11 protein-coding genes and 1 pseudogene are annotated in these 12,975 nt (G+C 59.5%); 3 read left to right on the top strand and 9 right to left on the bottom strand.

Features of this window, described 5'->3' with window-relative positions; genetic code table 11:
* Positions 1-11: 11 nt before the first annotated feature.
* Positions 12-1,129: pseudogene (ald, locus tag BSK43_RS22625) on the top strand (alanine dehydrogenase).
* A gap of 17 nt (positions 1,130-1,146) precedes the next feature.
* Here the strand turns inward: ald and BSK43_RS22620 are convergent.
* The 5 genes from BSK43_RS22620 to BSK43_RS22600 form a co-directional block, all read right to left on the bottom strand.
* Positions 1,147-1,656 carry a DUF1203 domain-containing protein gene (locus BSK43_RS22620; protein WP_077469919.1) on the bottom strand — a complete coding sequence of 170 codons (510 nt, stop codon included), beginning with the start codon at positions 1,654-1,656 and terminating at the stop codon, positions 1,147-1,149.
* An 81-nt stretch (positions 1,657-1,737) separates the two neighbouring features.
* Complete coding sequence (locus BSK43_RS22615) at positions 1,738-2,352, bottom strand: GNAT family N-acetyltransferase (RefSeq protein WP_077469752.1); 615 nt, start codon at positions 2,350-2,352, stop codon at positions 1,738-1,740.
* A complete protein-coding gene (gene sseA / locus BSK43_RS22610) occupies positions 2,307-3,164 on the bottom strand; it encodes a 3-mercaptopyruvate sulfurtransferase (RefSeq protein WP_077469753.1) in 858 nt (285 codons plus the stop codon). The genes BSK43_RS22615 and sseA overlap by 46 nt, the downstream gene beginning before the upstream one ends.
* 66 nt (positions 3,165-3,230) lie before the next feature.
* The gene (locus tag BSK43_RS22605; RefSeq protein WP_077469754.1) at positions 3,231-3,968 is read right to left on the bottom strand and encodes an alanyl-tRNA editing protein; all 738 of its coding nucleotides are present in this window, start codon (positions 3,966-3,968) and stop codon (positions 3,231-3,233) included.
* Positions 3,969-3,972: 4 nt separating this feature from the next.
* The gene (locus tag BSK43_RS22600) at positions 3,973-5,013 is read right to left on the bottom strand and encodes a cysteine synthase A (protein WP_077469755.1); all 1,041 of its coding nucleotides are present in this window, start codon (positions 5,011-5,013) and stop codon (positions 3,973-3,975) included.
* 292 nt (positions 5,014-5,305) lie between these two features.
* Here BSK43_RS22600 and BSK43_RS22595 point away from each other — a divergent pair, with 292 nt between their 5' ends.
* On the top strand, positions 5,306-6,136 hold the full coding sequence (locus BSK43_RS22595) for an SDR family NAD(P)-dependent oxidoreductase (RefSeq protein WP_077469756.1): 831 nt from the start codon (positions 5,306-5,308) through the stop codon (positions 6,134-6,136).
* Between the two features lie 6 nt (positions 6,137-6,142).
* Here the strand turns inward: BSK43_RS22595 and BSK43_RS22590 are convergent, their stop codons facing one another.
* Entirely contained in the window at positions 6,143-7,597 is a 1,455-nt protein-coding gene (locus BSK43_RS22590) for a deoxyribodipyrimidine photo-lyase (RefSeq protein WP_077469757.1), read from the bottom strand.
* Between the two features lie 240 nt (positions 7,598-7,837).
* On the opposite strand from BSK43_RS22590, the gene BSK43_RS22585 reads away from it, so the two are divergent.
* Entirely contained in the window at positions 7,838-8,950 is a 1,113-nt protein-coding gene (locus tag BSK43_RS22585; RefSeq protein WP_077469758.1) for a sn-glycerol-3-phosphate import ATP-binding protein UgpC, read from the top strand.
* 115 nt (positions 8,951-9,065) lie between these two features.
* Here BSK43_RS22585 and BSK43_RS22580 read toward each other — a convergent pair whose 3' ends face one another.
* The 3 genes from BSK43_RS22580 to BSK43_RS22570 all read right to left on the bottom strand — a co-directional run bounded on the left by BSK43_RS22580 (position 9,066) and on the right by BSK43_RS22570 (position 12,909).
* Positions 9,066-10,682, bottom strand: a complete 1,617-nt coding sequence (locus BSK43_RS22580) for a tannase/feruloyl esterase family alpha/beta hydrolase (RefSeq protein WP_077469920.1) — start codon at positions 10,680-10,682, stop codon at positions 9,066-9,068.
* A 420-nt stretch (positions 10,683-11,102) separates the two neighbouring features.
* The gene (locus BSK43_RS22575) at positions 11,103-12,017 is read right to left on the bottom strand and encodes an ABC transporter permease subunit (protein WP_077469759.1); all 915 of its coding nucleotides are present in this window, start codon (positions 12,015-12,017) and stop codon (positions 11,103-11,105) included.
* A gap of 7 nt (positions 12,018-12,024) precedes the next feature.
* Positions 12,025-12,909: an ABC transporter permease subunit gene (locus tag BSK43_RS22570; RefSeq protein ID WP_077469760.1), complete on the bottom strand. Its 885-nt coding sequence runs from the start codon at positions 12,907-12,909 to the stop codon at positions 12,025-12,027.
* Positions 12,910-12,975: the final 66 nt, after the last annotated feature.

The following is a 12,975-nucleotide window of genomic DNA, read 5'->3' as shown; positions in this document are numbered from 1 at the left end:
GGAGGAATGAAATGCGCGTTGGTTGCCCCAAGGAAATCAAGAACCACGAATATCGCGTCGGCCTGACGCCGGCATCCGTTCGTGAATATGTCGCCCATGGCCACGAGGTCTGGGTCGAGACGAAGGCCGGTGCCGGCATCGGTGCCGACGATCATGCCTATATCGCCGCCGGCGCCAAGATCGCCGCCAGCGCCAAGGATATTTTCGACAAGTGCGACATGATCGTGAAGGTCAAGGAGCCGCAGCCTTCCGAATGGGCGCAGCTTCGTGAGGGCCAGCTTCTCTACACCTATCTGCATCTGGCACCCGATCCGGAGCAGACCAAGGGACTGCTCGCTTCGGGCGTGACCGCCATTGCCTATGAGACCGTCACCGACGAGCGTGGCGGCCTGCCACTGCTGGCGCCGATGTCCGAGGTCGCTGGCCGTCTATCGATCCAGGCGGGTGCCACGGCCCTGCAGAAGGCCAATGGCGGCCTCGGTATCCTGCTCGGCGGCGTGCCGGGCGTTCTGCCGGCCAAGGTCACCATCATCGGCGGTGGTGTCGTCGGCCTGCATGCGGCCAAGATGGCGGCCGGCCTCGGTGCCGACGTCAGCATCCTCGACCGCTCGTTGCCGCGCCTGCGCCAGCTGGACGATATCTTCAACGGCCGCGTCCACACCCGCTATTCCAGCATTCAGGCGCTGGAAGAGGAAGTCTTCTCCGCCGACCTGGTCATCGGCGCAGTTCTGATCCCCGGTGCCGCTGCGCCGAAACTCGTCACGCATGAGATGCTGTCCGGCATGAAGAAGGGCTCGGTCATTGTCGACGTCGCCATCGATCAGGGCGGCTGCTTCGAAACCTCGCATGCGACGACCCATTCCGACCCGACTTACGTGGTCGAGGGCGTCGTGCACTATTGTGTCGCCAACATGCCGGGCGCTGTTCCGGTCACGTCGGCGCACGCGCTGAATAACGCCACCATCTATCACGGTCTGGCCTTGGCCGATCGCGGCCTGCGCGCATCGCGGAAGACAAGCACCTCCGCAATGGCCTTAACGTGCACAAGGGCCGCGTCACCAACAAGCCGGTGGCTGAAGCCTTGGGTTACGAGGCCGTAGCGCCGGAAAGCATTCTGAACGTCGCGTAAAGCCCATCGCGCGTATGTCAGATGGAAACGCCGGCATCCGTGTATGCCGGCGTTTCGGTTTTATCGATCCGGCACTGATAGCAGTTGTTGCGCGCCGAGCGGACATGGACATAGGCGATGTCAGGACGTTCGAGCAGCGAGGCGGCATAGGCAGGAATATCCCCCGTCGGCGTTACAGCGCCGGTTCCATAGACGATGCGGTTGTTCTTCCCATAACCACGCACGATGAAGTCGCGGCTGGTCGCCAGCACGGGCGGCAGGACTTCTGCCGCTTCGTAGCGCTTGCACGGCGTCTTGTGCAGGAAGATTGGGCCGGTTTCCGCATAGGGCTGCAATTCCGGGAAGGGCCGATAGGCAAAGACGAACAGTTCTTCGCTCGCATCGATATTGCGCAGGCAATGGCGGCAGGGGTGGCCAGGGCCATCGGAAATCATGGTCTCCGGCTGGTGACCATAGGCGTCGGCACCACCGTTCCAGAGAATTTCGGCATCGGATGTGGGCATGGCTGCAAAGGTGACGGAAGGCATGGCAAAGCTCCTTTCGAGGTTTACCATGTGATGCTCCGGACCAGCGCGGGAAGCCACCCGATTCCTGCCGTCGCAAATGCGCTAGCCCTTCTTGGAAAGCTCCAGCAATTCCTTGTCGCTCAGTGGGCGGACGATGCCTTCGCCGGTTGACGTCGGCGAGAAGCCGAACATCTGGTAGAGCTGCAGGGCTCGCGGATGATCGAGATTGTTCGTCGTCGTCACGATGCGTTGCGGGTTCAGCGCCCAGATCGCGTAGAGCGACTGGAGCAGGAACCATTTGCCGATGCCGAGGCCGAGCGCATTTTCGATGAGGCCGAAATGGCTGAGCTCGATCGTCTCTTCATCCTGACGGAAATATTCGAAGAAGCCGCCCGGTGCGCCGTTGACGTAGAGCACGCTGATGTCATTGCGCGGGTCGTGGAGGGCCGACGCCAATTCCTCGTCGGAGAGGCGAAGCCGGTCGACCCAATGCCAGCGAGCGCCGACCTGGCGATAGAGATAACGATAGAACGGCAGCGGAATGCCCGGAGAACGCATGATGGCCGTCTGGATGTTGACCGGCACCGCCAGACTGGTCTTGGGCGGCGCCGTCATTTCCAGACGGGTGATATGGACCTTGATCGATGAAGGGGTTTTCACGACCGCGCTGCTCAATCTTGACCGGTAACGATGGGCGTATCCGGGCGGCTGCCCCATTCCGACCAGGAGCCGTCATAGAGCTTGTTGTCGCCATGGCCGAGCGATTCGAGCGCCAGCGTGATGATTGCTGCGGTAATGCCCGAGCCGCAGGTGGTGACGACAGGCTTGTCGAGATCGATGCCGGCCTTCTCGATCGTCTCGCGCAGTTCCGGCAAGGACTTGAACTTGCCGTTCGTGGCAAACACACCCGATGGCAGGTTACGAGCTCCCGGCATATGGCCCGAGCGCATGCCTTCGCGCGGCTCCGGCTCTGCGGCTGCAAAGCGGCCGGCGCTACGTGCGTCTGCGATCTGCAGGGCGTGGCTGTCGACGATGCCACGCATCTCTTCAAGGGAAACGACACGGCTGCCGTTGAACTTCGGCTTGAAGGTCGCCGCTTCGAAGGCGGGCAGTGCTGTTTCCAGCGGACGTCCCTCGGCCTTCCAGCCATCCAGGCCACCGTCGAGCACGAAAACGTTCTGAGCACCCATGACGATGTGGAATAGCCACCAGACGCGCGGTGAGGCAAACAGGCCCGGGCCGTCATAGATGACGATGCGGTCTGTCTCGCTGATGCCGAGCTTGCCGACTTCCGCGGCAAAGAATTCGAGCGAGGGGACCATATGCGGCAGGTTGGTCGAATGATCCGATATCTTGTCCTGATCGAAGCGGATGGCGCCCGGAATATGGCCGCTGGCATATTCGGCGTCGGCATTGCGCTTCTGCGCCGGCAGATAGAAGGACGCGTCGAGGATGCGCAGGCCCTTGGCACCCAACTCGCTCTGCAGCCAGTCGGCGGATACGACGAAACGGCTCTTGTCCGCTGCCATGATGATCTCTCCCTGCTATGATTTATCGGCTTGGATATGGGGATATGGATATGGGCGCTGGCCCGGTCAATTCTCGTCGGTCGATGCCCCGAACCGAATGCGGAAGCGGCGGTTTTCCTTGCCCTTCTTTTCGATCTTGGCGATGTGGATCGCCCCGACTTCCTGTGTCTCGGACACATGTGTGCCGCCGCAGGGCTGGCTGTCAACGGCGGAATCTTCGCCGATGCAGACAAGGCTGACGCGGCCGAGCCCCATCGGCGGCCGCACATTCTTGGATTTGACGATGCCGGGATTGGCGGCCAGCTCCTCGTCGGTGATCCACTGGAGGAACACGGGATGGTTCTCATTGATGAGGGCCATCATTCTGGCGGTCACCTCGTCCTTGTCGATCGTCTCGCTCATGTCGAAATCGACCCGGCTTTCTTCCTCGCCGACAGCCGCGCCCGTGATCGGGTAGGGGCAGACCACCGAGAGCAGGTGACAGGCCGTATGCATGCGCATCAGCTTGTAGCGGCGCGGCCAGTCGATATGCAGCACCAGCTTTTCGCCGAGAATGGGCAGAGGTTCGCCTTCGAGCGGCACATGGATGATGATGTCCTTGATCGGACCATGCTTCGTCTGCCCAAGCATGATCCTGGAACCGTCACCGCGTTCCAGGAAGCCGGTATCACCAGGCTGTCCGCCCGAGGTTGCGTAAAAGCAGGTCTGGTCGAGCTCAATGCCCCCGTCTTCATGGATTGCGGTTACCACCGCCTCTGCGGTCGAGAGGTAGAAATCGTCACGATAGAGGGCATTCACGGTCATGAGTTCACGCTACTGTTTCATATGGGACGGAAATATCCGTCCGCTTTGCAAGATAGGATGGCAGCGGCAGGCCCTTCGACTTCAGGAAGTCCGGATTGAAGAGCTTGGACTGATAGCGATTGCCGTAATCGCACAGGATGGTCACGATCGTATGTCCCGGGCCAAGATCCCTCGCCAGGCGTACGGCGCCGGCAATGTTGATGGCCGTCGAGCCACCGAGGCACAGGCCTTCATATTCGACCAGATCGAAAAGATAGGGCAGGGCTTCTGCATCGGTGACCTGATAGGCGAAATCAGGCGTAAAACCTTCCAGATTGGCCGTTATCCGGCCCTGGCCGATGCCCTCGGTGATCGAGGAGCCTTGGGATTTCAGCTCGCCGTTCTTGTAGAACTCATAAAGCGCGGCGCCTTCCGGGTCGGCGATGCCGATCTTGATGTCCTTGTTGAAGCCATGCAGGCCCATGGCGACGCCCGCCAATGTGCCACCGGAGCCGACCGAGCAGATGAAGCCGTCGATCTTGCCATTGGTGTCAGTCCAGATTTCCTTGGCGGTCGTCTCGATATGCGCCTGACGGTTGGCGACGTTGTCGAACTGGTTCGCCCAGATCGCGCCGTTCGGCTCCGTCTTTGCCAGTTGCTCGGCCAGCCGGCCCGAGACCTTCACATAATTGTTCGGGTTCTTGTAGGGAACGGCGGGAACCTCGACCAATTCAGCGCCGAGCAGCTTCAGCGCATCCTTCTTTTCCTGGCTCTGGGTTTCCGGAATGACGATAACAGTGCGATAGCCGAGCGCCTTGGCGACAAGCGTCAGGCCGATGCCGGTATTGCCGGCCGTGCCCTCGACGATAACGCCGCCGGGCCTGAGCAGTCCCTTCTTCTCGGCATCGCGAATGATATAGAGCGCGGCGCGATCCTTGACCGACTGACCGGGGTTGAGGAACTCGGCCTTGCCAAGGATGGTCGAGCCCGTCGCCTCGGAGGCGCCCTTGAGCTTGATCAGCGGCGTATTGCCAATTGCTTCGAGGACGGACGGATGGACGGTCATGGAATCTGCCTTCTGTTCGCAACTACTGTAAGAACGGTCTTTTCCCTTCACAAGGCGATATAGGCAAGAAATTCTGTTCCTCGCTCTTTGTTCGGCCCGCAAAATTCGTCTTGGGCGACGTTCTTTGGGGTAGCGCCGGCTCTCTCGCTGGTCTCCGATAAGTGACATCGATTTCCGCGCCGAACCAATAAACTGGCCGAAAGCGGCCACAATGATGCGCTATTTCTAAAATGCCACGGACGGCCGCGATTGAGCGTTTGATGTAGGCAGCCGCCAGCCAAGGAGAAGAGCCATGAGCCCGTTCATCGCACGCCCTGAACACGGAGTTGTCTGGATCACCGGCGCAAGTTCCGGCATCGGCCGTGCACTGGCGCTGAAATTGGCGGAAGAAGGCTACAAGGTGGCCGTTACGGCCCGTAGCCACGACAAGCTTCTGACCTTGCAGGCCGAGGCAAGCAGCCTTCCCGGCAGCATCGTCGTGGTGGATGGCGACGTGACGAATGCCGAAGATATGGAGCACACCATAGCGGCTATCGAATATCAGCACGGCCCGGTTGCGCTGGCTGTGCTCAATGCTGGTATCTATCTGCCGGCGCGCGGCGAGGATCTGAACCATGAGGTTTTTGACCGCAGTTTCGCGGTCAACCTCCATGGCGTGGTCAATTGCCTCATTCCGGCAGTGCGGCACATGCGGGCCAGGGGATATGGCCAGGTTGCGCTTGTGTCGTCACTTGCGGGCTATGCTGGCCTTCCCGGTTGCGCCGCCTACGGCGCCACCAAGGCCGCCCTCATCAACATGGCGGAAAGCCTGAACTTCGAACTTGATCGCATGGGCATCCATATCCAGCTCATAACTCCCGGCTATGTCGAAACGCCGCTGACGGCGAACAACAAATTCGCCATGCCGGGTATCCTGTCCGCCAAGGAAGCGGCCGACACGATCGCTGCCGGATTGAAGTCACCGGCTTTCGACATCAGTTTCCCGAAGAGCATGGTCTATCGAGCAAAGCTTTTGAAGCTGCTGCCCTATGGCCTCTATTTCCGCATGGTCCGATATTTTCTCGGAGGCGGCGGCAAGCGGCAGTCCGTCGGCACACGGGCAACGCCGCACCCGGCGGAGTAGCGCTTATCATTCAGTCTTCAGCGACGCATGCACTTCAAGCGCGCGTCGCCGCGCAACGGCATGATCGACGATCGGTCGTGGATAGTGCTGGCCAAGTATTATGCCCGAGCGCCTGAGCACATCATCAGGTGCCTCGAATGGCCGATGGATATATTTGCCGTCAAGATTGGCCAATTCGGGCACGAAGGTCCTGATATAACCGCCGTCCGCATCAAATTTTTCGCCCTGCAGCACCGGATTGAAGATGCGGAAGAAGGGTGAGGCATCGGCGCCGGACCCCGCCACCCATTGCCAGTTTGCGGCGTTGGCCGCCGGGTCGGCATCAACAAGCGTGTCGCGGAACCAGCTTTCTCCCTCGCGCCAGTCGATCAATAGATCCTTGATCAGGAAGGAGGCGACGATCATGCGGACGCGATTGTGCATCCAGCCATGGCGCCAGAGCTGTCGCATGCCGGCATCGACGATCGGATATCCCGTTTGCCCACGCCGCCAGCTGTCGAACAGCTTCGCATCCGAGCGCCATGGGAAATCGTCATAGCGATCGTTCCAGTTGGCTGAATTGAGTTTGGGGAAATGGAAGAGCTGATGATAGCAGAATTCCCGCCACGCCAGTTCCTTGCGAAAGCGAACGATATTGTCCGTCGGGATATGTTTGGGAAGACCGCGCGTAGAGTGCCAGACCCGCGCTGGCGAGATCTCACCGAGCGCCAGATGTGGCGAAAGCAGCGATGTTGCCGGCTTGTCGGGAAAATCGCGATCGATGGCGTAGCTGTCGAGTGAGGCCTCGATGAAATCGGTGAGCTTCGCGCGTGCCGCGGCCTCGCCTGGTGTCCACATATCCTGGAAATCGGAGGCCCAGTTCGGCTTGGTCGGCAGCAGCCCCCACGAGCCGAGCGAATCCGATTGGGGCCAGTGGCTGGGTGCCTCCATTTTTCCCGGGGCATCGATCGGGAAGGGTGGCTCGCCGGATTGCTCCAGTGCCCGCCAGAACGGCGTATAGGTCTTGTAGGGATTGCCCGTGCCGGTGCGCACGCGGGACGGTTCGTGCAGCAGCTGACCGGCAAAGCTGTTTGCCTCGAAACCTGCATCCCGCAAGCTCTTCTTGACGTGCATATCCACAGCCATGCCTGCCGGATCATAGCGGCGGTTCCAGACGATTGCTTCTGCTCCGGTTTCCTCGACGAGCTTTTGGATGACCGAGAGGGCATCACCCGTTCGCAGAACAAGCTTGCTGCCGAGCGAGAGAAGACTTTCGTCCAAGGCGGCGAGGGAATGATGCAGCCACCATCGTTGCGCCGCCCCGAGCGGCCCACAGCCTTTCACTTCCGGCTCCTGGATATAGATGGGAACGACAGGCTGCCCTGAGGCCGCCGCCGCCTGCAGGGCGTGATTGTCGTCGAGACGGAGATCCTTGCGAAACCACAGGAGGATAGGCTTCGGCTCGCTGTTGGATGATGTCATGGTTCTCGTCGGTCGCCTGTACGGTTTTCAGATGTTGTGTTGCCGCCGAACCAGTATACGACGCGGGTAGAGGAATGGTTCCACCACCGCCCGTTTCATAAGAGAATTCTACACGCAACTCTCGTGAAGGAATCTGGACACTGCCTGTGATATAAGGGTCTTTGTCACTGTTCTGTAATGCAAATTCGCTAGCAGTCCAGCCGATTGACGGCCCAGAATTGACAGGCGGGGAAAATTGATATGGCGGAAATTCGGATCGAACAAGTTCGCAAGGCCTATGGACGCAATGAGGTCGTTCATGGCGTCGACCTGAATTTCCGATCGGGCGAGTTCGTCGTCATTCTCGGGCCTTCCGGCTGCGGCAAGTCCACGTTGCTGCGCATGATTGCCGGCCTTGAGGATATTTCGTCCGGCGAGATCATCATCGACGGCAAGGTTGTCAACCAGCTTGAGCCGCGCGAGCGCGGCTGCGCCATGGTCTTCCAGAACTACGCGCTCTACCCGCACATGAATGTCGCCGCCAATATGGGCTATGCATTGAAGGTGGCCGGCGTGCCGCGCGAGGAGCGTGACCGACGCATCAAGGAAACCGCCAAGATCGTCGGCCTGGAAGATTTCCTCGCCCGCAAGCCGGCCGAGCTTTCCGGCGGTCAGCGCCAGCGCGTCGCCATGGGTCGCGCTATCATCCGCGAGCCGAAGGTCTTCCTCTTCGACGAACCGCTGTCCAACCTCGATGCCAAACTGCGCGTACAGATGCGCGTCGAAATCCGCCGCCTGCACAAGCGCCTGTCGGCCACTTCGGTTTTCGTGACCCATGACCAGGTCGAGGCCATGACACTCGCCGACAAACTGGTGGTCATGTACAAGGGCAATGTCGAGCAGGTCGGCACGCCGCTTGAAATCTACAACACGCCGCGCACCCGCTTCGTCGGCTCCTTCATCGGCTCGCCGGCCATGAACTTCCTGGAAGGCACATTTTCGGCCAACGGCGAGCAGTTCATCTTCGATGGCCTGCCGATCGGCATTGATGCCAATATCGGCAAGCGTCATGCCGGCCAGCCTGTCGCCCTCGGTATCCGCCCGGAACATGCCCGTCTCGTGCCGGCAGGCACGCTTGGCGCCATTCCGGCGACGGTGGATTTCGTTGAAGAACTCGGTGCCGGCCGTGTCATCCATTGCGATATCAACGGATCGAGCTTTGCCGTCGCCGTATCGGACCACACGACCGGTCAGACCGGCCAGTCCGTTGGTCTCGAACTGCCGCCGCAGCATACGCATCTCTTCGCACAGGATACCGGCCTGCGGCTCGACGCCGTTGCCTCCGTCACGCCGCTTAAGGTGATGGCGCACTAATTTCAGACATCAATTTTTAGCAGGAGTGCCCGGAAGTCGTTACGACTTCCGGGTTTTTTTATGCCGAGCTGCCGTCGATTGCGGCAGCGCTCCGGGCTCTAGGCTTGCCGGCGGATCATTTGGCGCATTCGAAACTCTCCGCCTTGTTCGGATCGGTCGCCCCGGCCTTGTACTTCGGATAAGAGGGGTATTCGCACATGGGCCGCGTGCGGCCGGCGCCATCCTTGCCGGCGTCGCCGACGATCAGATTTTCGGGGGCTTTTCCTTTTTCGGCCCAATTCTCCAATGCCGTCAGAGGATCCCAGGCGGCGATGAACTTGCCGCTGCCATGGCCGAATCCGGGCACGAGGTAGAAGCGCATGAAGCCATGGACGTCGTCCGCCCCCATCGTTTTGGCCACGCGCTCATAATAGGAAACCGTATTGTAAGGCGAGATCGCGAAATCGATGGTGCCGTGCATCAGCAGCATCTTGCCACCGCGCTTTTCGAATGCGGACAGGTCGGCGCTGTTCGCATCTATCAGCTTGGAAACCTCCCCTATACGCTTTGCATATTTCGCAGGGTCGAAAGTGATGGTGTTGAACTTCGGATCGCGCACGATCGCGTAGCGGATCAGTGGATCTGCCAGGACGGCAAGGCCGAAATTGGCGACAGGAGTCGGCGGATTTGCCAGATCCGGCGATAGGCCGAAACCCCAGAGACCATAGAGATCGCCACCTTGAAAGATCGGCCAGCGCGGGAAGCCTTCGACACCGTCCGGCAGCTTGACCGGAGACTTATAGGGCGTGTTGATCGTCTTCAGTACCGCGATCTGGGCGTCTGAAAGGCATGTGTCGCCTTCATCCTTTCCGCTTGTGCAGCGAAGGTCCTCGACCTTGAAGGTTGCGTCGCAGGCTGTCGTATTCGAGATGAGGCCGTCTTCAACGCCGTCGAGCTTGTCGCATGCCCTGGTGACGGCAGAATTGAGCAGTTCGACTTTGGCGGGGCTCAGATAGCCGCCCTTCCGATAGAAAGCCTTCGCGAGATGATTGCCGGAAAGCTGCAGGGCCGAGAATGGGTTCGCCGGATGAGTGACGATGGCGCCATCGTAATCGGTCGGCCAGCGCTGGATGGCAATCAGGGATTCGTGCCCGCCCTGCGAATTGCCTTGAATATAGGTCTTCTGCGGCTTCCTGCCGTAATAGTCGGAGACCACGGCCATTGTGACATCGTGGGTCTTCTTGATTTGCAGACCGCCGAAATTGGCAAGGGCCTCATCGTTCAGGAGAAATTTACCGTCGAGCACCGATGGCGACTGGTGGCCGCTGTCGCTGCCGAAGGTAACATAGCCGCGCTGCAGAGGCGTCCGGACGGCATCCGAGCCAAAAGAGACGTTCTTGACCGCCTCGATCAGGGTTCCGTCATAGCCTCCGCCGCCATACTGGATGATCTTGTCGTTCCAGGTCAGCGGCAGATTGATTTGGAAATTGATGTTCGGTGCCTTGGGATCAACGGGCTCGATCCCACCGAGCACCTTGCAGAAGCCACCGCCGGCAGCTTGGTCGCCTTCAAGGAGGTCAGCGGAATAGATGACTGCGCGACGAGCCGGCTCGCCGATCTTGTCCGGGGAAATCAACATTCCGCGCAAGGCCATGCAATGCGCTTCTTCGGGTGTTGGCATGTCTTGAGCGGCGCTGACGCCCGCGTTCAAGAAAAGCACGGCATTCGCCAAGATAAATTGCCAAATTTTCATTGCGTCCTCCTCCTTGCAATTTTGTTGCGTTTGCATGGTTGGATTTGTCGCTCGGCCAATTTCGATGTTCCCGTCGGGAACCGCGCGCATGCACCATCTTTTCGCGACGAAGCCCCACCGCGCTGATAGCGCAGGTGGCGAGATCATGGCGAAAAGCATGTAATTGGCTGAAACTTGACGAATCCCCCAATCAGGCCCTCCAGCCGATTGAGTCACTGAAAAATGCAGGCAACGAAGGAGCGTCACAATGCATTTTTCGGGCAATAAATTGCATTAATCGAACATCGCCACAGACGCGCGTGGGGCGGCGTGCGCAGCCATGCAGCGACAAAAGCGCGGAGGCGGGAGGGGATTTAATGTCTTTGGCGCCGGCGGCGCGGGCACTGCCGCGCCCGATAATGAGGCGCGGCAGGCTACTTATCACTTCTCGGTCGAGATTAGCCCGCGAACGAACCAGCGCTGCATCAGCACGACGACGGCAAGCGGTGGCAGCATGACGATGAGTGTGCCTGCCATGGCGATATGCCATTCCGGAAGGCCACCAATGTTCGGGATGAGCGACTTGAGTTCGTGTACGGCCGTGACATGCGCAGGATCAGTGGTAACCAGCAGTGGCCACAGATACTGGTTCCAGGCCCATAGGAACATGATGGTACCGAGTGCGGCCATGTTCGTGCGCGACAGCGGCAGCAGTATGTCGATGAAGAAGCGCAACGAGCCGGCGCCATCCATGCGAGCAGCCTCAGTCAGTTCGTCCGGGATCGTCAAGAAGAACTGGCGGTAGAGGAAGGTACCCGTCGCCGTCGCGATCAGAGGCAGGATCAAGCCGATCGAGGAGTTAAGCAGTCCGAAATTCAGTGCAATCTCAACGCCCGTAAGCCTCTCGATAAGCCAGGTGATACCGGTAATGTCGAGAATCCCCTGGAATGGCGACAGGACGTTTGCCGCGACCGCATAGGTCGGCACGATACGTACTTCGAGCGGCAGCATCAGCGTTATGAAGATCAGCCAGAAAATGAAGTGACGACCCGGATAGCGGAAATAGACCAGCGAGAAGGCGGTGATCGCCGAAATGAGCACCTTGCCTATCGCCACGCCACTGGCAAAGATCAGGCTATTCAGCAGCTTGGGGCCAAGATTGGCGGTTGTCCAGGCCGTCTGCAGATTGACCCAAAAGTCGGAGCCGGGGATCAGCGACATCGGCACCTTATTGACGTCGGCGATATTATGGGACGCGGCGATGGCAACGATGGTTATCGGTCCCACTGCTACCACGAAACCGAGGAATAGGATCAGGTGGGTGAAGAAATTGAGAATGGGTGTGCGCTCGACCATGTCAGCCTCAACGGTAATGTACGCGCTTCTCGATGAAGCGGAACTGGAAGACGGTCAGCACGATGATCAGCAACATCAGAACGATGCTTTGTGCCGCCGCGCCGGAAAAATCGAGTCCTTTGAAGCCATCGGAATAGATTTTGTAGACCATGAGATTGGTCGAGTTGTGCGGGCCGCCTGATGTCATGATATCGACGATGCCGAACGAATCCTGGAAGCTCTCGGTGATGTTGATGACGAGCAGGAAGAAGATGGTCGGCGTGACAAGTGGGAACTGGACATCCCAGAACCGCCGCAGCACGCTGGAGCCGTCCATAGCGGCCGCTTCGATCAGCGAGCGCGGAATGCCTTGGAAAGCAGCCAAGAAAAATATAAAGCTGTAGGCTATATATTTCCACGAGAAGGCGGCGATTATGCAGGCCAAAGCGGCGTTTCCGTCGAGGCCCGGATCCCAGATGCCCGGCCACCACTGATTGACCACGGCGATGAGGCCAGCTTCTGGCGCGAGGATGAAGCGGAAGGCCATCGCCGACGCGGGCGCTGCGATGCCGTAGGGCCAGATCAGGACGATGCGGTAGAGTTTCGAGCCGCGTAGCTGCCGATCGGTCAAGGCTGCGAGGACAAGCCCGCCCACCATGGAAATGCTGGTGCTGATAGCGGCGAAAATGATGCTGATCGTGACCGAGTTCCAGTAATCGGAACTGGCGAGGATGGCTTTGAAGTTGTCTAGCCCAACCCAGATATTGCCGCCGCCCCAAGGCTGCTGCAGCGTCAGCGACCAGAAGACCGCCTGACCGGCTGGCCAATAGAAAAAGGTAAAGATAAGGAGCAGTTGCGGCACTGCAAACAGGATGCCGACACTCCATTTGTTGAAAGTTATGCGCTTTTCCATTGTCTCTTCCGGCTTGGAGTCCAGATGCCACGCTTGCTCTCATAGCGAACGTCCGCCGGGAAACCT

Source organism: Rhizobium sp. P44RR-XXIV, assembly GCF_001999485.2.
Taxonomy (GTDB): Bacteria; Pseudomonadota; Alphaproteobacteria; order Rhizobiales; family Rhizobiaceae; genus Rhizobium.
This window is presented reverse-complemented; position numbering and strand designations above follow the sequence as displayed.

Bases quoted from the DNA above. Each gene is read 5' to 3' on its own strand.
- sseA (WP_077469753.1), bottom strand. From the start codon at position 3,164: ATGGCAGCGGACAAGAGCCGTTTCGTCGTATCCGCCGACTGGCTGCAG.
- BSK43_RS22600 (WP_077469755.1), bottom strand. From the start codon at position 5,013: ATGACCGTCCATCCGTCCGTCCTCGAAGCAATTGGCAATACGCCGCTG.
- BSK43_RS22575 (WP_077469759.1), bottom strand. From the start codon at position 12,017: ATGGTCGAGCGCACACCCATTCTCAATTTCTTCACCCACCTGATCCTA.
- BSK43_RS22590 (WP_077469757.1), bottom strand. From the start codon at position 7,597: ATGACATCATCCAACAGCGAGCCGAAGCCTATCCTCCTGTGGTTTCGC.
- BSK43_RS22570 (WP_077469760.1), bottom strand. From the start codon at position 12,909: ATGGAAAAGCGCATAACTTTCAACAAATGGAGTGTCGGCATCCTGTTT.
- BSK43_RS22615 (WP_077469752.1), bottom strand. From the start codon at position 2,352: ATGGGGCAGCCGCCCGGATACGCCCATCGTTACCGGTCAAGATTGAGC.
- BSK43_RS22595 (WP_077469756.1), top strand. From the start codon at position 5,306: ATGAGCCCGTTCATCGCACGCCCTGAACACGGAGTTGTCTGGATCACC.
- BSK43_RS22620 (WP_077469919.1), bottom strand. From the start codon at position 1,656: ATGCCTTCCGTCACCTTTGCAGCCATGCCCACATCCGATGCCGAAATT.
- BSK43_RS22585 (WP_077469758.1), top strand. From the start codon at position 7,838: ATGGCGGAAATTCGGATCGAACAAGTTCGCAAGGCCTATGGACGCAAT.
- BSK43_RS22605 (WP_077469754.1), bottom strand. From the start codon at position 3,968: ATGACCGTGAATGCCCTCTATCGTGACGATTTCTACCTCTCGACCGCA.
- BSK43_RS22580 (WP_077469920.1), bottom strand. From the start codon at position 10,682: ATGAAAATTTGGCAATTTATCTTGGCGAATGCCGTGCTTTTCTTGAAC.